The organism is Achromobacter marplatensis, from assembly GCF_049060505.1.
GTDB classification, from domain to species: Bacteria; Pseudomonadota; Gammaproteobacteria; order Burkholderiales; family Burkholderiaceae_B; genus Achromobacter; species Achromobacter marplatensis_A.
This window is the reverse complement of sequence record NZ_JBMGRB010000008.1, coordinates 197347-216471: the sequence shown is the minus strand read 5'-3', so window position 1 is coordinate 216471 and position 19125 is coordinate 197347. Positions and strand designations below refer to the sequence as shown.

General features: G+C 65.7%; 15 protein-coding genes. 11 read left to right on the top strand and 4 right to left on the bottom strand.

The features are described from left to right. Window positions 1-98: 98 nt before the first annotated feature. From ACI0FO_RS20590 to ACI0FO_RS20555, 8 genes are all read left to right on the top strand, one after another. Entirely contained in the window at window positions 99-1682 is a 1584-nt protein-coding gene (locus ACI0FO_RS20590; RefSeq protein WP_416029665.1) for a sulfatase-like hydrolase/transferase, read from the top strand. Window positions 1683-1731: 49 nt separating this feature from the next. Further along, window positions 1732-2700, top strand: a complete 969-nt coding sequence (locus ACI0FO_RS20585; protein ID WP_416029664.1) for a Bug family tripartite tricarboxylate transporter substrate binding protein — start codon at window positions 1732-1734, stop codon at window positions 2698-2700. A gap of 25 nt (window positions 2701-2725) precedes the next feature. After that, window positions 2726-3220 carry a hydroxyquinol 1,2-dioxygenase gene (locus tag ACI0FO_RS20580; protein WP_416029662.1) on the top strand — a complete coding sequence of 165 codons (495 nt, stop codon included), beginning with the start codon at window positions 2726-2728 and terminating at the stop codon, window positions 3218-3220. A gap of 72 nt (window positions 3221-3292) precedes the next feature. Further along, on the top strand, window positions 3293-4312 hold the full coding sequence (locus ACI0FO_RS20575) for a hydroxyquinol 1,2-dioxygenase (RefSeq protein WP_416029660.1): 1020 nt from the start codon (window positions 3293-3295) through the stop codon (window positions 4310-4312). A 39-nt stretch (window positions 4313-4351) separates the two neighbouring features. Further along, the gene (locus ACI0FO_RS20570; RefSeq protein WP_416029658.1) at window positions 4352-5812 is read left to right on the top strand and encodes an aldehyde dehydrogenase family protein; all 1461 of its coding nucleotides are present in this window, start codon (window positions 4352-4354) and stop codon (window positions 5810-5812) included. Window positions 5813-5821: 9 nt separating this feature from the next. After that, window positions 5822-6889 carry a maleylacetate reductase gene (locus tag ACI0FO_RS20565; RefSeq protein WP_416029656.1) on the top strand — a complete coding sequence of 356 codons (1068 nt, stop codon included), beginning with the start codon at window positions 5822-5824 and terminating at the stop codon, window positions 6887-6889. A gap of 38 nt (window positions 6890-6927) precedes the next feature. After that, a complete protein-coding gene (locus ACI0FO_RS20560) occupies window positions 6928-7806 on the top strand; it encodes an intradiol ring-cleavage dioxygenase (protein ID WP_416029654.1) in 879 nt (292 codons plus the stop codon). Continuing rightward, complete coding sequence (locus ACI0FO_RS20555) at window positions 7775-8134, top strand: Rieske (2Fe-2S) protein (RefSeq protein WP_416029652.1); 360 nt, start codon at window positions 7775-7777, stop codon at window positions 8132-8134. Before ACI0FO_RS20560 ends, ACI0FO_RS20555 begins: the two co-directional genes overlap by 32 nt. A gap of 174 nt (window positions 8135-8308) precedes the next feature. Here the strand turns inward: ACI0FO_RS20555 and ACI0FO_RS20550 are convergent, their stop codons facing one another. The 3 genes from ACI0FO_RS20550 to ACI0FO_RS20540 all read right to left on the bottom strand — a co-directional run bounded on the left by ACI0FO_RS20550 (window position 8309) and on the right by ACI0FO_RS20540 (window position 12292). Then, complete coding sequence (locus ACI0FO_RS20550; protein WP_416029650.1) at window positions 8309-10792, bottom strand: heavy metal translocating P-type ATPase; 2484 nt, start codon at window positions 10790-10792, stop codon at window positions 8309-8311. Window positions 10793-10869: 77 nt separating this feature from the next. After that, the gene (locus tag ACI0FO_RS20545) at window positions 10870-11898 is read right to left on the bottom strand and encodes a 2Fe-2S iron-sulfur cluster-binding protein (RefSeq protein ID WP_416029648.1); all 1029 of its coding nucleotides are present in this window, start codon (window positions 11896-11898) and stop codon (window positions 10870-10872) included. Between the two features lie 70 nt (window positions 11899-11968). After that, window positions 11969-12292, bottom strand: a complete 324-nt coding sequence (locus ACI0FO_RS20540; RefSeq protein ID WP_416029646.1) for a CopM family metallochaperone — start codon at window positions 12290-12292, stop codon at window positions 11969-11971. Window positions 12293-12503: 211 nt separating this feature from the next. Here ACI0FO_RS20540 and ACI0FO_RS20535 point away from each other — a divergent pair, with 211 nt between their 5' ends. From ACI0FO_RS20535 to ACI0FO_RS20525, 3 genes are read left to right on the top strand one after another with little or no spacing between them, the layout of a single operon-like run. After that, window positions 12504-13736, top strand: a complete 1233-nt coding sequence (locus ACI0FO_RS20535; RefSeq protein WP_416029644.1) for an efflux RND transporter periplasmic adaptor subunit — start codon at window positions 12504-12506, stop codon at window positions 13734-13736. Next, the gene (locus ACI0FO_RS20530) at window positions 13733-16909 is read left to right on the top strand and encodes an efflux RND transporter permease subunit (RefSeq protein WP_416029642.1); all 3177 of its coding nucleotides are present in this window, start codon (window positions 13733-13735) and stop codon (window positions 16907-16909) included. Before ACI0FO_RS20535 ends, ACI0FO_RS20530 begins: the two co-directional genes overlap by 4 nt. Before the next feature lie 20 nt (window positions 16910-16929). Then, the gene (locus tag ACI0FO_RS20525; RefSeq protein WP_416029640.1) at window positions 16930-18396 is read left to right on the top strand and encodes an efflux transporter outer membrane subunit; all 1467 of its coding nucleotides are present in this window, start codon (window positions 16930-16932) and stop codon (window positions 18394-18396) included. Between the two features lie 35 nt (window positions 18397-18431). Here the strand turns inward: ACI0FO_RS20525 and ACI0FO_RS20520 are convergent, their stop codons facing one another. After that, a complete protein-coding gene (locus ACI0FO_RS20520; RefSeq protein WP_416029638.1) occupies window positions 18432-18935 on the bottom strand; it encodes a ClbS/DfsB family four-helix bundle protein in 504 nt (167 codons plus the stop codon). Window positions 18936-19125: the final 190 nt, after the last annotated feature.

The window sequence follows — 19125 nt, the reverse complement described above, 5'->3', positions numbered from 1 at the left end:
AAACTCTAGCAGATCGCGCTTGAGTCGCCCAACACCGCGAAATATCGTTGCAGCCATGGAAAGCCGCATCGGCGGACATATCGGGCCAAGAGGCGGAAATGAGCGGACACGCTGTACGCAATGTGCTGTGGATCATGTGCGACCAATTGCGGTGGGACTATCTTTCCTGCTATGGACATCCGCGGCTGCACACGCCCAATATCGATCGGCTGGCCGCCGAGGGCATGCGCTTCACGAACGCGTTCGTGCAAGGTCCGGTCTGCGGACCGTCCAGAATGTCTTACTACACCGGCCGCTACGTCACCAGCCACGGCGCTGTGTGGAACTTCGTGCCAATGCCGGTCAGCGAGCTGACGTTGGGCGACCATCTGCGACCGCACGGCGTGCGTGTCGCGGTGGCGGGTAAAACCCATGTCGAGGCGGACATCGCCGGCCTGCGACGCCTGGGCGTCGACCTGGACAGCCCCGCCGCCCGGCTGGCGATGCAGGGCGGTTTCGAGCCTTTCGACCGGGACGATGGCATCTGGCCACCGGGGTTCGCCGACGATTCGCACCACTACACCCGCTATCTTCGCCAGCGCGGCTACGACGGCCCCAACCCGTGGCACGACCACGCCAACTCCGCCCTTGGCGCGGCGGGCGAAATCCTGTCCGGCTGGCGGATGCGATCGGCCGGGCTTCCCGCCCGGGTCCGCGAAGAAGACTCCGAAACGCCCTACATGACACGCCGCGCCATCGAGTTCATGGAGGAAAATCGAACCTCGCCCTGGGTGCTGCACCTGTCCTACATCAAGCCGCATTGGCCTTACGTCGCGCCAGCGCCGTACCACGCCATCTATACGCGGGACGATGTGATGCCGGTGAAGCAGGATCCGCGTGAATTGCAGCACGCGCACCCGGTGCTGCGCGGTTTCCGCGAAGCGGAGGTCAGCCAGAACTTCTCCCGACAGCAGGTGCGCGATACCGTCATCCCCACCTACATGGGGTTGATCAAGCAAGTGGACGACCAGTTGGGCGTGCTGTTCGACTACCTGCGCGACAGCGGGCGCGACCAAGACACCATGGTCGTGTTCTGCAGCGACCATGGCGACTACCTGGGCGACCATTACCTGGGCGAAAAAGAGCTGTTCCACGATTGCGTGGCCAAGGTGCCGCTGATCATCCGCCTGCCGGGCGCCGACCGCAACGCGCGGCGCGGCGCGGTAGAGCCCCGACTGGTGGAAGCCATCGACCTGGTGCCCACGATCCTTGAAGCCTATGGCGTCGAGGTTCCGGATCACGTTGTCGAGGGGCGCTCGCTGATGCCGTTGCTTCACGGCAAGACGCCCGTCGAATGGCGCAACGCCGTGTTCTCCGAGAACGACTACGCCTTTCGCGATTTCGTGCGTGAGCCCTTGGGCCGCCCCGCGGACGGTTGCCATTCGATCATGGTGCGCGACCACGATTGGAAGTACGTCCACTTCGACGGGCTGGCGCCACAGTTGTTCGATCTGCGCGACGATCCGGACGAATTCGTGGATCTGGGCACCGAGCCCGCCTACGCCCCCATCCGAGAGCGCTATCAGGCCGCGCTGTTCGACTGGCTGCGAAAGCGCAAGATCCATCCCACCATCAGCCACCGCGCCATGACGCAGTGGACGCGCAAAGAGGAGAAGGTCGGCATCCATATCGGCAGGTGGTAGCAAGCGGCACGCGACACAGCAAAAACAATAGCCCCCAAGGAGACAATCCATGAAACCCCACATTCTTGCGCTGGCGGCCTGTCTGGCCGCCGGCCCGGTCTCCTGCGCCCTCGCGCAGGACGACTGGCCCAGCCGGCCCATCCGCATCGTGGTCGCTTTTCCCGCGGGATCGCCGGGTGACACCGCGACCCGCATCGTGGCGGACGCCGTCGGGCAAGCGCTCAACCAGGCACTGGTCGTTGAAAACCGCCCCGGCGCCGGCGGCAATATCGGCGCGGAAGCGGTGGCCCGCTCGGCGCCCGACGGCTACACCTTTCTGGAAGCGCCGGACACGGTGGTCACGATCAATCCGGCGATCTACCGTTCGTTGAATTTCGCGCCCTCGGACCTGATGCCGGTCATCGCGCTGGCGAACTTCAACCAGATGCTGGTGTGCGCGCCCGCCTCGGGCCTGCGCACGCTTGATCAGTTGGATGCCGCAGCCAGGAAGGCGCCCGGGTCGCTCAGCTATGCCTCGGGCGGGCAAGGCGTTCCCGGCCACTTGGCAATGGAGCTCTACCTGGCTCAAGCCGGCCTGAACGTGCTGCACGTTCCGTACAAAGGCCCCTCGCCCGCCGCCCAGGACGTGCTGGCCGGCCAGGTGCCGTGCGGCTATCTGGCTTCCCCCGTCGTGGCCTCCTATGTGGCGGCGGGCAAGCTCTATGGCCTGGCGGTATCGGGCTCCACGCGATCCACCCTGGCGCCGGACGTGCCCACGATGTCGCAAGCCGGCGTCGCCGGTTATGACGCCACCTTCCGGGAAATGCTGTTCGCGCCCAAAGGCACGCCCAAGGCCATCGTGCGCCGCATGAATGAAGAAGTGGCGCGCGCGCTGGCGCGGCCGGAGGTTAAGCGCAAGCTGCAGGCCAACGACCTGAATCCCCTGCCCCGGACGCCCGGTGATACCGCCCTGCAACTACAGGAAGACGCCGCCAAGTGGGCAGCCGTCATCCGCAAGATCCACCTGCGGGTGGACTGACAGCCCGTCCTACCAAGGAGACACCATGAACGCTGCCGCAACCCCCACCGCCTTCGGCTCGCTGGCGCGCTACCGCAAAGGCGCCATCGAAATCACGAACGGCTCTCCCCGCCACTATGTCTTTTCCAACATCTTCGAAGTGGCCGCGCAATCAGCCCCCTACGAAAAGGTCGTGGTGGGCAAGAACCTGGAGTACGTCATCGAAACGCTGCGCATCGAAGGGAAATCTCCCTGGTACGCCTGCAGCCATGACGAATTCGCCGTTCTGATGGATGGCGAGGCCCAAGTCGAATTCCTGGCGCTGGACGCCCCTCCCTCGCCGGGCCAGGGCACCGCGCTGGCCGGTCCCGCGCCGGCCGGCCAACCCATGGGACGCGTCGCCCTGGGCCGCGGGCACCAATGCCTGCTGCCGGCTGGTTGCGCTTACCGCATCACGGCTCACCGGCCCGGCGTTTTGCTGGTGCAGACCCGCCTGGGCGAATTGTCGGTCGAAAAGTGGGCCGATATCTGCGTCCGCTGACTGCCGGCCGCTGATTGCCGCCCGCTGATTGCCGCCCGTCCGCCCCCGCCCTTACCCTTCAGGAGAGCCGCCATGGCCATGCTTGACACCTCCCCGCATTCCCCCGCCTTCGCCGCGGACAAAGTCGTCGCGACCGCCCCCGATGCCGCCACCGGCTATAAGGGCTTTCGCCTCGGTGCTTTCGAGTTCATCCGCGACGAGTATTTCGCAAAAGTACATTGGCCCGCCAAAGGCCAGACCCGCACGCACGCCATCCCCGCCGACGCGTTCCTGCGAGCGCTGATGCGCGACGTGGCCTGGGGGTTCTTCTACGGCTGGGTGAACTTCGACCAGGTGTTCGGCACCCGCAACCATTACGGAAAAGTGGATGTCTACGCGGGCTCGTTCAACGGCGTCATGAAGGCGGCCGGCGTGGACTACACCGAGACGTTCGACACGCCGACCATCATGGCCACCTTCAAAGCCATGCTGCACGACTGGACCAACGCAGGCTTCGACCCCTTCGCGGCGCCCGAGGAAACCGGCTCGGCCTATGGCCGCAAGCACGGCGAAAACGCGGCCGCGATCGAGCGTTCCAGAATCGCCACCCGCCGCATGCCCGGCTTGCCGGACGACTCGCCGCTACGCGACGACCTGCCCGTCAACCGCGCCTTCGCCGATGTGCCCCAGGACGAACCCCAAGTCCTTCCCGAACCGGGCTACGAAGGCCAGCTGCACGCCTTCAACCTGTTCAAGTACCTGTCCCGTTCCGACGTCACCTGGAATCCCTCCGTCACCTCGGTCTGCGGCGCAAGCCTGTTCTGCCCCACGACGGAAGAATTCATCCTGCCGGTATTCCACGGCAACGACCGCGTGGAGTGGTTCTTGCAGCTTTCCGACGAAATCGTCTGGGACGTCGCCGACAAGGACACCGGCGCGCCGCGCGCGCGCATCACGATGCGGGCAGGCGATATCTGCGCAATGCCCGCCGACATCCGGCACCAGGGCTATTCGACCAAGCGGTCCATGTTGCTGGTCTGGGAAAACGCCACGCCCGATCTTCCGGCACGCTACGAGAGCGGCGAGCTCCCGCCCTACCCGGTGGCGTTCTGACCGCGCTGTTTTCCTTTTTCCTCTTAGCGAACCTTAGCCATGCAAAACAAACTCTTTATCGGCGGCCGCTTTACCGACGCGGTCGCGGGCGGCACCATCGACGTCCTGAACCCGCATGACGGAGCGCGCATCACCGCCATCGCCGCGGCCGAGGCGGCCGACGTCGACCTGGCCGTGCAGGCCGCGCAACGCGCCTTTCCCGCCTGGTCACGCATGGCGGCGGCCGAACGCGGCCGGTTGTTGCTGAAACTGGCCGACCTGATCGAAGCCAACGCGGAGGAACTGGCGCAGTTGGAAACGCTGGACACGGGGCACCCCATTCGCGATACGCGCGGACTGGACGTGCCTCGCACCGCCGCCTGCTTCCGTTATTTCGGCGGCATGGCCGATAAGCTGCTGGGCAGCGTCGTGCCGGTCGAAGCGGGTTTCCTCAATTATGTTCGGCGCGCGCCCATCGGCGTTGTCGGGCAGATCGTGCCCTGGAATTTTCCGCTGATGTTCACCAGCTGGAAACTGGGGCCCGCACTCGCCGCCGGCAATACCGTGGTGCTCAAACCGTCAGAGCTGACACCGTTGTCGACGCTGCGCATCGCGGAGCTGATTGCCGCCGCCGGCTTCCCCGACGGCGTGGTCAACGTCGTGCCCGGATATGGCCACACCGCAGGCCAACGGCTGGCCGAGCACCCCGCGGTCGCCAAGATCGCGTTCACCGGTTCAACGGCCACGGGCCGCCGAATCGTGGAGGCGTCACAGGGCAATCTGAAGCGCGTGCAATTGGAACTAGGCGGAAAAGGCGCGAACATCGTCTTCGAAGACGCTGACCTGGATGCCGCCATCAACGGCGCGGCGTGGGCCATCTTTCACAACCAGGGCCAGGCATGCATCGCAGGGTCGCGGCTGATGCTGCACGAGAAGATCGCGGACGCTTTCCTGGAGCGCTTCACGGCGCTGGCCACGTCCATCCGGCTGGGCGATCCGCGCCTGCCCGACACCGAGATGGGGCCGTTGACCTCTGCCCAGCACCGCGACAAAGTCCTGTCGTACACGCAGATCGCGCGCGATCAGGGCGCGCGGGTGCTGACGGGCGGCCATGCGCCCGGCGCGGACCTGGCCGCCGGTTATTACGTGACGCCAACGATCGTGGAAGCCAAGCCGCATGACCGCGTGGCGCAAGAGGAGGTCTTTGGCCCCTTCGTCACCGTGCTGCGCTTCGGCAATGATGAAGACGCGCTGTCCATCGCCAACGCGACCGACTACGGCTTGGGCAGCGGGCTGTGGACGCGAGACCTTGCCCGCGCCCACAAGATGGCCGGCGCCATCCAGGCAGGCATGTGCTGGATCAACTGCTACAAGCGGGTCAACCCGGGCAGCCCCTTTGGCGGCGTGGGCCAGTCGGGCTATGGACGCGAAATGGGCTTCGAAGCGATGCACGACTATACCGACGCACGGTCGGTCTGGGTTAATGTCGATGCAGCAGTCCCCGCGCACTTCAAGCGCTAAGGAGGTGTCATGCTGGATTTCGTCTATCAGGCCCTGCCCGCTCGGGTAATTTTCCAGACGGGCGCGCTTGCCCGGCTGCCCGACGAAGTGCAACGGCTGGGCGCCCGCCGTGTGCTGGTCCTGACCACCCCGGGCCAGCGGCCGTTAGGCGAAAAGGCAGCCCAGGCCTTGGGCCCGCTGGCCGCCGGCATCTGCAGCGAAGCCGTCATGCACGTGCCCAGCGAAGCGGCGCAAGCCGCCCGCGCCCAGGCCGAGCAACTGTCCGCGGACTGCTGCGTCGCGATTGGCGGCGGGTCCACCATCGGCTTGGGCAAGGCGATTGCACTGACGTCATCCTTGCCCATCCTGGCCGTGCCGACCACCTATGCAGGCTCGGAAATGACGCCGATCTACGGCATGACGGAAAACGGGCTGAAAACCACGGGCCGAGACTTGCGCGTTCTGCCCAAGACCGTCCTCTACGACCCCTTGCTGACGCGGGATCTTCCCGCCGCGCTGTCCGCCGCGTCCGGCATGAATGCGATGGCGCACGCGGTCGAGGCCTTGTACGCGCAGGACGCAAATCCCATCGTCAGCCTGATGGCGGAAGAGGCCATCCGCAGCCTGGCACGCGCCCTGCCGGCCATCGTCGCCGACATACACGACGATGCGGCGCGGGCCGACGCGTTATACGGCGCGTGGCTCGCGGGCGCCTGTCTGGGCGCCGTGGGCATGGCGCTGCACCACAAGGTTTGCCACACGCTGGGGGGCAGCTTCAACCTGCCCCACGCCCAGACCCACGCGATCATGCTGCCCTATACGGCCCACTACAACCAAACGGCGGCGCCCAAGGCATTACAGCGCGTGGCCCGCGCCCTGGGCGGCGATACGGCTGCCCAGGCCGGCGCCTTGCTCATGGCATTGAACCGCAGCCTGGGGCTGCCTTGGTCGCTGGCGCAGATCGGCATGCCCGAAGACGGTGTCGGGCAGGCGGCCAAGATAGCCACCGAAAACCCCTACTACAACCCGCGGCCCGTGCTGCACGACGACGTTCTGGCCATGCTGCAACGCGCCTGGCGCGGCGATTCCGTGGCATGACGCCGCGCCGCCGACGGGCGGCCACACAGGGAGACATCATGGACACAGACACGCGCAGCGCGGAAGCGGCGCTGACCGAACAAGTCGTTGCCGCCTTCGCCGGCACCCCTGATCCGCGGTTGCGGCAGGTAATGCAAGCCTTGGTGCGGCATCTGCATGCCTTCGTCGCCGACGTCGAGCCAGACGAAGCAGAATGGCTGGCGGCCATCCGGTATCTGACCCAGACCGGCCAGATGTGCGATGACGTCGTGCGGCAGGAATTCATCCTGCTGTCCGACACGCTGGGCGTTTCCATGCTGGTCGATGCCATTAATCACCGCAAGCCCGGCAACGCCACGGAAAGCACGGTGTTCGGCCCCTTCTACATGGCCGGCATGCCAGAACGCGCAGCCGGCGAAGACATGGCCCAAACGCCGGGCCAGCCCGCGCTGGTGCACGGGCACGTGCGGGACACGGAAGGCCGGCCGATAGCCGGCGCCGTGCTCGACGTCTGGCAAACGGCCGCCAACGGCATGTATTCCGGCCAAGACAAACGGCAGCCCCACGGCAACCTGCGCGGCCGCTACCGCAGCGACGAATCCGGCTACTACGCCATCCGCACCATTTTGCCCGTGTCGTACCCGATCCCGGACGACGGCCCGGTGGGCCGCATGATGGCGGCGACGGGCCGTCATGTGTACCGACCCGCGCACCTGCACTTCATGATCGAAGCGCCCGGCCACCGCACGCTGGTCACGCACGTGTTCAACGCGGGCGATCCCTATCTGGCTTCCGATGCGGTGTTCGGTGTCAAGCCGGCGCTTGTCCTGGCATATTCGCCACGCGGGCCCGGATCGCCGCTGGCGGCCCGATTTGGATTCGGCTCGGACTTCCATGAAGGCGTCTATGACTTCGTCTTGCCCCGCGCAGCGCAATGACCGCGCCGCGCCTGCGCGCAAGTTGTGCCGCGTCGCCGACATCCCCGATGGCGGCGCCCTTTCCCTGGCAGGCGTTGAACGGCCGTTGGTGCTGGTGCGGCGCGGCGACACGGTCTGGGGTTACGCCGACCGTTGCCCGCATTTCTCGGTGCCGCTCGCGGCCGCATCCGGCATCGTCTTGACCTACGAAAGCCAGGTGATCATGTGCGCGCACCATTCCGCGCTATTCCGTTTCGAAGACGGACACTGCATCGAAGGCCCCTGCCAGGGCGCGGCGCTGGATCCCCAAGCTCTGCGCATCCAGGACGGCTGCGTGTACGCCGCCTGATACCCGGATACCGCCAGCACGCGCCGATCACAAAGCGGCCAGCGTCTCGTCCAGCGCCGACGCTACCGGCCGAGCACGCGCTGTGGCGCCACCCGCGCGTGCTGGTCACGCCCCACATCGCCACGCGGCCCCCGGCCGCGGTCAACACGTCCGGGGAACGCAGTCAGCGCGGGTTCATTGCGCCAAAGGCGGCTGGAAGCGGCGAAGGCGCAGCGCGTTGCCAAGCACGAACACGCTCGACATGGCCATGGCGCCCGCCGCGAAAACCGGCGACAGCAGCACCCCCCAAGTGGGATACAACGCCCCGGCCGCCACGGGTATCAACGCCGTGTTGTAGGCAAAGGCCCAGAACAGGTTCTGGCGGATATTGCCGATGGTGGCCTTGGACAGCGCGATGGCGTTGGGCACGCCCAGCAGGTTGCCGGACATCAGCACGACGTCGGCGGACTCGACCGCCACATCGGTGCCGGTGCCGATGGCCAAGCCCACATCGGCCTCTGCCAGCGCCGGCGCATCGTTAATGCCGTCGCCCACGAAGGCGATCTGGCCGTGCGCCGCCTTCAACCGGCGCACCGCGTCCACCTTGCCTTCCGGCAACACCTCGGCCACCACTTCATCGATACCCAATTGCTTGGCGATGGCCTGGGCCGTGCGGGCGTTGTCGCCCGTGATCATGGCCACCTTCAGGCCCAGTTGATGCAACGCTGCAATGGCCGCGGGCGTGCTGGGCTTGATCGGATCGGCGACGGCGATGATAGCGGCCAGCCGGCCATCGACGGCGGCATACAGCGGCGACTTGCCTTCGTCGCCCAGACGCTCGGCGGTTTGCGCGAAACCGCCCACGTCCAGGCCCAATTCACGCATGTAGCGGTCGGCGCCGACTTCCACGCGGGCGCCGCCCACCGTGGCGCGCACGCCCATGCCCGTCACGGACTCAAAATCCGTCATGGTCGGCAGCGCGATGCCGTCTTCCACGGCGGCCTCGACGATGGCGCGGGCGATCGGGTGCTCGGACCGCGATTCCACCGCAGCCACCTTCGCCAACACGTCGTTGCGCTCGAAGCCCGCAGCAATCTCCAGGTCGGTCAGAACCGGGCGACCTTCAGTCAGCGTGCCGGTCTTGTCCACGGCGACCACCCGGGCGTCCTTAAGCAGTTGCAGCGCCTCGCCCTTGCGGAACAGCACGCCCATCTCGGCGCCTCGGCCGGTGCCCACCATGATGGAGGTCGGCGTCGCCAGGCCCATGGCGCAGGGGCAGGCGATGATCAGCACCGCCACGGCATTGACCAGCGCAAAGGTCAAGGCCGGTGACGGCCCGAACGCGAGCCACACCAGGAAGGTCAGCACGGCGGCAATCATCACCGCCGGCACGAACCACAGCGTCACCTTGTCGACCACCGCCTGGATGGGCAGCTTGGACCCTTGGGCCTGTTCGACCAGGCGGATGATCTGCGCCAGCATGGTCTGCCCGCCCACGGCGGTGGCGCGCAGCGTCAGCGCCCCTTTCTGGTTGACGGTGCCGCCGACGACGGCGCTGCCGGCTTCTTTCTCGACGGGAATGGGCTCGCCCGTGATCATGGACTCATCCACGAAGCTGCGGCCCTCGGTCACTTCGCCATCGACCGGCACCCGCTCGCCAGGCCGGACTTCCACCAGATCGTCCAGGGCCACGTCGCTGATCGGAATGTCGACGACTCGGCCATCGCGCTGCACGTGCGCTACCTTGGCCTGCAGGCCGACCAGACGCTTGATCGCCTCGGAGGTGCGCCCCTTGGCGCGCGCCTCCAGATAACGGCCCAGCAGGATCAGCGCCACGATGACGGCGGCTGCCTCGTAGTAGACGTTGACGGTCCCCTCGGGCAGCAGCCCGGGCGCGAAGGTAGCCACCAGCGAATAGCCGAACGCCGCCGCGGTGCCAACCGCGACCAGCGAATTCATGTCCGGCGCCAAGCGCGCCAGCGCCGGAAAACCCTTCAGGTAGAAGCGCCTGCCCGGCACGGCCAGCACCAGCAGCGTCAGGACGAACTGCAGATACCAGCTTTCTTGCATGCCGATGGTATTCATGACCCATTCGTGCATGCCGGGAATGACGTGCGAGCCCATTTCCAGCACGAACACCGGCAAGGCCAGCACGCTGGCCAGAATCAGGTCACGCTTGAGCTCCGCCCGTTCGGCGTCCTTCTTTTCGGCAGCGGCCGCTTCGGCCTGCGCGCCGGTGTCGACCGGTCGCGCCTCGTAGCCGGCCTTCTCGATGGCCGCGATCAGGTCTTGCGCGACCGCCATCCCATGCACGGTGGCGCGTTCGGTCGCCAGATTCACGGTGGCCTGCGTAACGCCGGGCACCGCCTTCAGCGCCTTCTCGACGCGGCCCACGCACGATGCGCAGGTCATGCCCCCGATTGCCAGTTCGACAGCGCCGGCAGGCACGTCGTAGCCTACCTTCTCGACCGCCTGGACCAATGCCATGCGATCGACCGGCCCCACGGCGACGATGTCCGCGCGTTCGGTGGCAAGGTTCACGGAAACCTTGCCAACGCCCTCGACCTTGGCCAGGGCGGCCTCGACCCGGCCAACGCAGCTTGCGCAGGTCATGCCCTCGATCGGCAGGCTTATCGTGGCTGCAAAGGCGCTAGCGTCACGGGTGTTTGGCATGCTCATGGCTTGCTCCCATTGTTCAAAGTAGGCATGAGGGACACGTTAAAGCTTCCAACCTTGGGAAGGTCAAGCACATGGTTTCATCCCCCGCCCCCGGACGCGGCTTGCTCTTGTGGCGTGAAAAACACGTCGGCGTGTACGTCTTCGGGCTTCAGCCCTTGCGCGAACACGATTTCCATTGCCGCCTCCACCATGGGCGGCGGCCCGGCGATATATGCCTTCCAATTGGCGAGATTCCTCAGGTCCTCTGCCACGGCTTGTGTAACAACGCCCTGACGGCGCGACGGGGTCCGCGCCTGGGACAGCACCGGGGTAAAGACCAGATTGGCGTGTTGCCGAGCAAGGGCTTCGAAGTAATCGACAAGGTAAAGATCCCGCTCCGTCCGGGCGCCAAAATAGATGTGGATCGCCTGCCGCGCGCCATGCGCCAGCGCCGTGTCGACGATGGACTTGATGGGCGCCAATCCGGATCCTCCTGCGATGCAGAGCATCGGCCCGCCGTGATGTTCCCGCAGATGCGATGCGCCGCGTGGCGCTTCCAGCGCAACGCGGTCGCCGGCTTTCACGACAGTGTGCGCGTAGTCCGAAACTGCGCCCCCTGGCACCCGGCGAATGTGGAATTCCAGCTCGGGATCGCCCGGCCGGTTGGCCATCGAGTAACTGCGCGACGGCAGTTCCCCGAATCCGACATCGGCATACTGCCCCGCTAAAAAAGCAAGCGCCCCCCCGTCGGGACGAATTCTGAAGCGCTTGATGTCGTGGGTCAGGTCGTCAATGGAGACGACCACGCCTTGCAAGGTTTGAGCCGGCGCGGGATCGGCGTCGCCCTCGGCCATAACCCAGGCCACCGCGACATCGGTTTTGGGCACCGCTCGGCAAGCAAGAATGAGGCCGCCGGCCTTGTCCTCATCGGTCAATGCAAAGCGCGAGTGCGGGAGCATCTCTACCTGGCCTTCGATCAAGCGCGATTTACAACTTCCGCAGCGCCCCGAACGACAGCCATGCGGGTAGGCAATTCCGTTCTGAAGCGCAGTCTCAAGGATGGACTGCCCGTCATGCGCCGCCAGCGTGATTCGCGCTTGCCGGAAATCGACCGTTTTGATGCTCATGCCTGGGTTCCTTCACGCTTGGCCCCGAGGGCGCAGACGAGGAGCCGCCACGCAATCGCACGCGTCGCGTTCATCGCATGCCTCGCGCGTCGAGCCACTCCCGCATCATCGCGATCTCGCCATCCTGCGCCCGGATCACCGCTTCCGCAAGCGCGCGAACCACCGGGTCTTTGCCATGGAGAAGCGCCACCTTCGCCATGTCGATCGCGCCTTGGTGGTGCGGGATCATGCCGCGCATGAAGTCGACGTCGGCATCGCCCGTTGTTTCGATCACCATGTCCGCGTGCATGCGGTCATTGATGGCGCGGTATGCGTCAGAGGCACTGCCCTCGCCAACGGAAGAATGGCCGCTCTCCGCGTGGCGATGAAGATGTTCGCTAGGTGTTTTCTGCATGATTGCTCCGATGGCTTCAGGTGAATGGAATGGCGCGATACGCGCCGACCTTCAAGCAATCTATTCGTTCCAACGATTGCAAGGTCAACATCCCGCTGGCACGCATACGAACACCTTGACCTTCCAACCATTGCAGTACCTAACCTTCCAAAAAATGCGGCGGAGACGCTTCGGAAGGGCCGAAGCCCTGCTGCACGGAAGGGGCTTGTACATGCGTCGAAAATTCAAGATTGCCGTGCTGGCGGGACTCATCGCAGCGGCCGGAGCCATTGCGTTCGTCCCCAGCGAAGTCTCGGGGGACGAAGGGAAAATGGGAGCGCCGATGGCGCCTCAAGTGCCCGTGGCCGAGGTCATCGTGCGCACCATCGCGCCGTCGACTGATTTCACGGGATTCATGGCGGCTCCCAAGACCGTCGAACTGCGCTCACGCGTTGGCGGGACCGTCGATGCGGTCACCGTTCCCGAAGGCAGTCTGGTCCGTAAGGGACAGCAGCTGTTTCAGATCGACCCGCGGCCGTTTCAGGTCGCGCTCGATACCGCCACGGCGCAATGGCGCCAGGCGGAAGTGCTGGCGGGCCAGGCCCAGGCGGATTTCGACCGGGCCCACCGGCTGGTGTCCACCGGCGCGGTCTCGCGCAAAAGCTACGACGATGCCGTTTCGGCGCGCAACGCCCGGCAAGCCCAGGTGCAGGTGGCCAAGGCGGCCGTCGCCGCTGCGCGGCTGGACCTATCCTACGCGCGCATCACCGCGCCGATCTCCGGGCGCGTCGACCGGGTGCTGGTGACCGAAGGCAATCTGGTCAGCGGTGGCGCGGCGGGCGCGGCCACGCTGCTGACGACCATCGTGTCGATCGACCCCATGTACGTGTACTTCGACATCGACGAGGCGACCTACCTCAACGCCGTAAGACACGCCCGCCCCGATGCCGGCGGCGGCAACCCGGCGTTGCCGGTCGCCGTGGGGTTGACCACGGACAAAGGCTTTCCCTACACAGGCACGCTCGACTTTGTCGCCAATCAGATCGATCGCAGCACCGGCACGATCCGCGCCCGCGCCGTGATACCGAATCCCGACGGCCAGCTGGCGCCCGGCCTGTTCGCTCGGGCCCGGCTGGCAACCGGCGGCGAGCGCCCGGCCATCCTGGTTGATGACCTGGCCGTTGGCACCGACCAAGGCAAGAACTATGTGCTGGTCGTCGGCAAGGACAACCTGGCCCAGTACCGCGCGGTGGAACTCGGCCAGATGGAGCAAGGGCTGCGTGTGATTAATACCGGATTGCAACGCGGCGACAGGATTGTCATCAAGGGCCTGGTGCGCCCGGGCATGGCGGTCACGCCTCGGCCCGTGCCCATGCAGCCGCCCGCCGCCTCGGGCTCGCCCCAGGCGCCTGCCTTGGCAAGCGCCAAGTCGGACGGCGCCGGTCCAGCGGAGGCCCGCCAATGAAGTTCCCTCACTTTTTCATCGCACGGCCGATCTTCGCCATCGTCCTGTCCCTGCTCATGCTGCTGGCTGGGGCCATCGCCTTCTGGCAACTGCCCCTGAGCGAATACCCCGCCGTCACGCCGCCCACGGTACAGGTTACGGCAAGCTACCCAGGCGCCAACCCCGAGGTGATCGCCGACACGGTCGCCTCTCCCCTTGAGCAAGTGATCAATGGCGTCGAGGGGATGCTTTACATGAATTCCCAGATGGCCACCGATGGCCGGATGGTGCTCACCATCGCGTTCAAGCAGGGTACGGACCCAGACATGGCGCAGATCCAGGTGCAAAACCGGGTCTCGCGCGCTTTGCCGCGTCTGCCCGAGGAAGTGCAGCGCATCGGCGTCGTCACGCAGAAGACGTCTCCGGACGTATTGATGGTCGTGCACATTGTCTCGCCCGAAAAGCGGTACGACCCGCTCTACCTGTCCAACTTCGCTTTCCGCCAGGTGCGCGACGAACTCGCGCGCCTGCCCGGCGTTGGCGACGTGCTGGTCTGGGGCGCCGGGGAGTACTCCATGCGCGTCTGGCTGGACCCCTCCAAGGTCGCCACGCGCGGATTGACCGCCAGCGATGTGGTGGCGGCCCTCCGCGAGCAGAACGTACAGGTCGCCGCGGGATCCGTGGGCCAGCAACCGGATACGTCGGCCGCCTTCCAGGTGACCGTCAATACGCTTGGCCGCCTGGCCAGCGTGGAACAGTTCGGTGAAATCGTCGTGAAGACCGGCACCGATGGCCAGGTCACCCGCCTTCGCGACGTCGCCCGTGTGTCCCTGGGCGCGGACGCCTATACCCTGCGCAGCCTGATCGATGGCGAGTCGGCCCCTGCCTTGCAGATTATCCAGAGCCCCGGTGCAAACGCCATCGACGTTTCCAACGCGGTTCGCGCCAAGATGCAGGCGCTTCAGCAGGGTTTTCCGGAGGACATTGCGTACCGGATCGCCTATGACCCGACGGTCTTCGTGCGCGCCTCGCTGCAGTCAGTGGCCATCACGCTGCTGGAGGCCATCGCCCTGGTCGTCATCGTCGTGGTGCTGTTCCTGCAGACCTGGCGCGCATCGATCATTCCACTGGTGGCCGTGCCAGTGTCGCTGGTGGGCACCTTCGCCGTAATGCACATGTTCGGTTTCTCGCTGAACACGCTGTCCTTGTTCGGCCTTGTGCTATCGATAGGCATCGTGGTGGACGATGCCATCGTGGTGGTCGAAAACGTGGAACGCCATATGGCGCTGGGCGAGCCGCCCAGGGAAGCCGCGCGCAAAGCCATGGACGAGGTGACCGGGCCGATCCTGGCCATCACGTCGGTGCTGGCGGCGGTGTTCATCCCGTCGGCGTTCCTCTCGGGCCTGCAAGGCGAGTTCTACCGCCAGTTCGCCTTGACCATCGCGATCTCGACCGTCCTGTCGGCCATCAATTCACTCACGTTGTCCCCGGCGCTGGCTGCCATCCTGCTCAAGCCGCATCACGAGGCGGCCAAGTCCGATTGGCTCACGCGCTTGATGGGCAGCGTGCTCGGCGGGTTCTTCCAGCGTTTCAACCGCTTCTTCGACAGGGCTTCGAACGCCTACGTCGGGGCCGTGCGGCGCGCGGTGCGCGGCAGCGCCATCGTACTGCTGCTGTATGCCGGCTTCGTGGGCCTGACCTGGCTGGGCTTCAATCAAGTGCCCAATGGGTTCGTGCCGGCCCAGGACAAGTACTTCCTGGTCGGTATCGCCCAATTGCCCAGCGGCGCTTCGCTTGACCGCACGGAGGCCGTCGTCAAGGAGATGTCCCGGATCGCGCTGGCGGAGCCGGGCGTGGAAAGCGTCGTGGCCTTCCCGGGGCTGTCGGTGAATGGCCCGGTGAATGTGCCGAACTCGGCACTGATGTTCGCCATGCTCAAACCGTTCGACGAGCGCAAGGATCCTTCGCTTACCGCTAACGCCATCGCAGGAAAGCTGATGGGCAAGTTCAGCCAGATTCCGGACGGCTTCGTCGGCATCTTCCCGCCGCCGCCCGTACCGGGCCTGGGGGCCATGGGCGGCTTCAAGTTGCAGATCGAGGATCGGGCGGGACTGGGCTTCGAAGCGTTGGCGCAGGCCCAAAGCGAGGTCATGGGCAAGGCCATGCAGGTTCCCGAACTGGCGAACATGCTTGCCAGCTTCCAGACCAACGCCCCGCAATTGGGGGTGGAAGTCGACAGGGTGAAGGCAAAGTCCCTGGGCGTGTCGTTGACCGACGTATTCGAGACGCTGCAAATCAACCTGGGGTCGCTCTACGTCAACGACTTCAATCGCTTCGGACGCACCTATCGGGTCATGGCCCAGGCGGACGCGCCGTTTCGCATGCAGGCCGAGGACATCGGCTTGCTCAAGGTGCGCAACGCGGCCGGAGACATGATTCCGCTCAGCGCGTTCGTGACCATCACGCGCGGGTCGGGCCCGGATCGGATCGTTCACTACAACGGCTTTCCCTCCGCGGACATCAGCGGCGGCCCGGCGTCGGGCTATTCGTCGGGCCAGGCCACGGACGCGATCGAGAAGATCCTGCGCGAGACCCTGCCGGAAGGGATGATTCACGAATGGACCGACCTGGTCTATCAGGAAAAGCAGGCTGGCAATTCGGCGCTGTACATCTTCCCGCTGGCGGTGCTGCTGGCCTTCCTGATCCTGGCAGCCCAATACAACAGTTGGTCGCTGCCGTTCTCGGTGCTGCTGATTGCGCCGATGGCGCTGCTGTCCGCGATCGGGGGCGTCTGGGTGTCGGGCGGCGACAACAACATCTTCACGCAGATCGGCTTCGTGGTGCTGGTTGGCCTGGCCGCCAAGAACGCGATCTTGATCGTCGAATTCGCCCGCGCCAAGGAAATCGAAGGCGCTGACCCCCTGGCGGCGGTCCTGGAAGCGGCGCGGTTGCGGTTGCGTCCCATCCTGATGACCTCGTTTGCCTTCATCGCTGGCGTCGTGCCGCTGGTGCTGGCCACTGGCGCCGGCGCCGAGATGCGCCACGCCATGGGCATTGCGGTGTTCGCCGGCATGCTGGGCGTGACGCTGTTCGGCCTGTTGCTGACGCCTGTGTTCTATGTCGTGGTGCGCAAACTGGCGCTGCGTCGCGTCGCCCCTGAAACCCGCGGCAGCGCAAGCGACCAGCGCGCCTGACGGTTATGAAAATACTGGACATGAAGATACTATCCGCACTCTCCCGCCCAGCCCGTCCGCTGGCGCCGTTGGCCCTGGCGGCCGCCCTGGCCGGATGCTCGCTGGCACCGAATCATGAGCGCCCGGCGGCGCCCATCGAAGCGGCCTATCCATCAGGAGCCGCCTATGATCCCGCCGCCCTTGCCACGCCTGGCGAGGCAGCAAGCGCCGACATCGGGTGGCGGGATTTTTTCCGCGATCCGCTATTGCAGCAATTGATCGACATCGCCCTGAACAATAATCAGGATCTGCGCAAAGCCGCGCTCAACGTCGAAGCGGCGCAGGCGCTATACCGCATCCAGCGCGCCGAGATGTTGCCCAACCTGGGGGTTTCCGGCAGCGCCGCGGCCGAGCGCGTGCCGGCCGACCTGGACGCCACGGGCGCTTCCCGTGTCGGCCGGCGATACGAGGCGGCGGGCGTGACCGCCGCCTGGGAGCTGGACCTCTGGGGCCGCATCCGCAACCTCAGCGACCAGGCCTTGGCCTCGTATCTGGCGCTGGCCGAAATCCGCATCGCCACGCAGATGAGCCTGGTGTCCGAAGTGGCGAATGTCTACCTCACGCTACGGGCCGACCAAGAATTGTTGCGGCTGACAAACGATACCCTGGCCGCGCAGATGCGTTCGTATGAACTGACCGCCCGGCTTGTGGAAGCCGGTAACTCCACGCAACTCGACCTGCGCCTTGCGGAGATTGCGCTGCGCAATGCCGAGGCCCTTCACGCGGCCTACACACGGCAAGCAGCCAAGGACCGCAACGCCCTTGTGCTGTTGACGGGCCAGCCCCTGACGCCGGAGCTATCGCGACAGTTGGACGAGGCCATCACCCTACCCGACGGTATCGTGCCACCCGACCTGCCAGCCGGGTTGCCATCGGAATTGCTTGCGCGCCGCCCCGACATTCGCGCGGCCGAGCAGACGCTGCGCGGCTCGAACGCCAATATCGGCGCCGCACGCGCCGCATTCTTCCCTACGATCAGCTTGACGGGGTCGGCAGGGACGGCCAGCGCGTCGTTGGACGGGCTTTTCGGGGCCGGCTCGGGAGCCTGGAGCTTCTTGCCCCGGATCACGGTGCCGATCTTCCGTGGCGGCGCCCTGAAAGCGAACCTGGACGTGGCGCATGTGCAAAAACGCATCGAGATCGCCAACTACGAAAAAGCCGTTCAAGTCGCCTTCCGCGACGTGGCCGACGGCTTGGCGGGCAAGCGCACGCTGGACGCGCAGATTCGCTCGGAGCAGCTTTCGGTGACGGCCAGCCGCGGCGCCTACGACCTGGCCCAGCAGCGCTTCACGGAAGGTGAGGATGACTACCTCACCCTACTCGAGGCCCACCGCATGTTGTATGGCACGCAGCAAGTGCTGGTGCGAACACGCCTGGCACGGTTGAACAACCTCATCGAACTGTACAAGGCGCTGGGTGGAGGCTGGACCGAGCACACGATGCAATAAGAAGCCATCAACGACCACCCAGGTGGAAGCAGGAACTACATGACCTGCTTCCACCGCCGCAGCTTCGACAACGCGTCAGCGTAGGCCATGCAGGTGAAGCACTGGATCTTTCCGCCAAGGGTCTTGATCGGCCCAACCGAGGGGTCGAAAAGCGACGTTTCCGAGTGCTGCGCCACGCTCTCGACGATCCGCGCCTGCCCGACCATCGTCAGTGCCTCCAATTCGTGAAGACTACTGGCGGCGAAATGGCGTTGGAACAACGATGACAGGTGATCGACCCGGCCCAACATTGCGTCGGCCCGGTAATAGGACGCCAAAGGCCCCGACGATAGGTCGTTCGCGAACTGCAGGATCATCGTGTTCCAGAGGATCACGTCCGTCAGCACCATCGCCGCATCGGCGTGCAAGCCATGATCCTGCCAAAGGGGGACTGCCCGGCGAAAGTGGCTTGCGGGAATGGTGGCGATTTCCAAGCGAAACCGCCAGTGTCTTGCATGAATATTGCGGAGGAGCTCTTGCCTTGAAGCAGGGGGTTTCATCGAGGTTGCCGTACCCATTCGTCGCGCGATTATTTGTCCACGGCGGGAATTCTGATGGGTACCATCGTTGGACTGTCAACGACCGGCGCACGCAAATCGGCGGCTCGCCCGTCCTTGAAGGCATGCCACTTGCTGCGGACACCCTGGCGCGCAAGGCCCCGGCGCGCCGCGTGCCGCGTCCCCGGGGCCA

Bases quoted from the DNA above. Each gene is read 5' to 3' on its own strand.
- ACI0FO_RS20520 (WP_416029638.1), bottom strand. From the start codon at position 18,935: ATGAAACCCCCTGCTTCAAGGCAAGAGCTCCTCCGCAATATTCATGCA.
- ACI0FO_RS20525 (WP_416029640.1), top strand. From the start codon at position 16,930: ATGAAGATACTATCCGCACTCTCCCGCCCAGCCCGTCCGCTGGCGCCG.
- ACI0FO_RS20550 (WP_416029650.1), bottom strand. From the start codon at position 10,792: ATGAGCATGCCAAACACCCGTGACGCTAGCGCCTTTGCAGCCACGATA.
- ACI0FO_RS20590 (WP_416029665.1), top strand. From the start codon at position 99: ATGAGCGGACACGCTGTACGCAATGTGCTGTGGATCATGTGCGACCAA.
- ACI0FO_RS20535 (WP_416029644.1), top strand. From the start codon at position 12,504: ATGCGTCGAAAATTCAAGATTGCCGTGCTGGCGGGACTCATCGCAGCG.
- ACI0FO_RS20575 (WP_416029660.1), top strand. From the start codon at position 3,293: ATGGCCATGCTTGACACCTCCCCGCATTCCCCCGCCTTCGCCGCGGAC.
- ACI0FO_RS20545 (WP_416029648.1), bottom strand. From the start codon at position 11,898: ATGAGCATCAAAACGGTCGATTTCCGGCAAGCGCGAATCACGCTGGCG.
- ACI0FO_RS20570 (WP_416029658.1), top strand. From the start codon at position 4,352: ATGCAAAACAAACTCTTTATCGGCGGCCGCTTTACCGACGCGGTCGCG.
- ACI0FO_RS20585 (WP_416029664.1), top strand. From the start codon at position 1,732: ATGAAACCCCACATTCTTGCGCTGGCGGCCTGTCTGGCCGCCGGCCCG.
- ACI0FO_RS20580 (WP_416029662.1), top strand. From the start codon at position 2,726: ATGAACGCTGCCGCAACCCCCACCGCCTTCGGCTCGCTGGCGCGCTAC.
- ACI0FO_RS20565 (WP_416029656.1), top strand. From the start codon at position 5,822: ATGCTGGATTTCGTCTATCAGGCCCTGCCCGCTCGGGTAATTTTCCAG.
- ACI0FO_RS20560 (WP_416029654.1), top strand. From the start codon at position 6,928: ATGGACACAGACACGCGCAGCGCGGAAGCGGCGCTGACCGAACAAGTC.
- ACI0FO_RS20540 (WP_416029646.1), bottom strand. From the start codon at position 12,292: ATGCAGAAAACACCTAGCGAACATCTTCATCGCCACGCGGAGAGCGGC.
- ACI0FO_RS20530 (WP_416029642.1), top strand. From the start codon at position 13,733: ATGAAGTTCCCTCACTTTTTCATCGCACGGCCGATCTTCGCCATCGTC.
- ACI0FO_RS20555 (WP_416029652.1), top strand. From the start codon at position 7,775: ATGACTTCGTCTTGCCCCGCGCAGCGCAATGACCGCGCCGCGCCTGCG.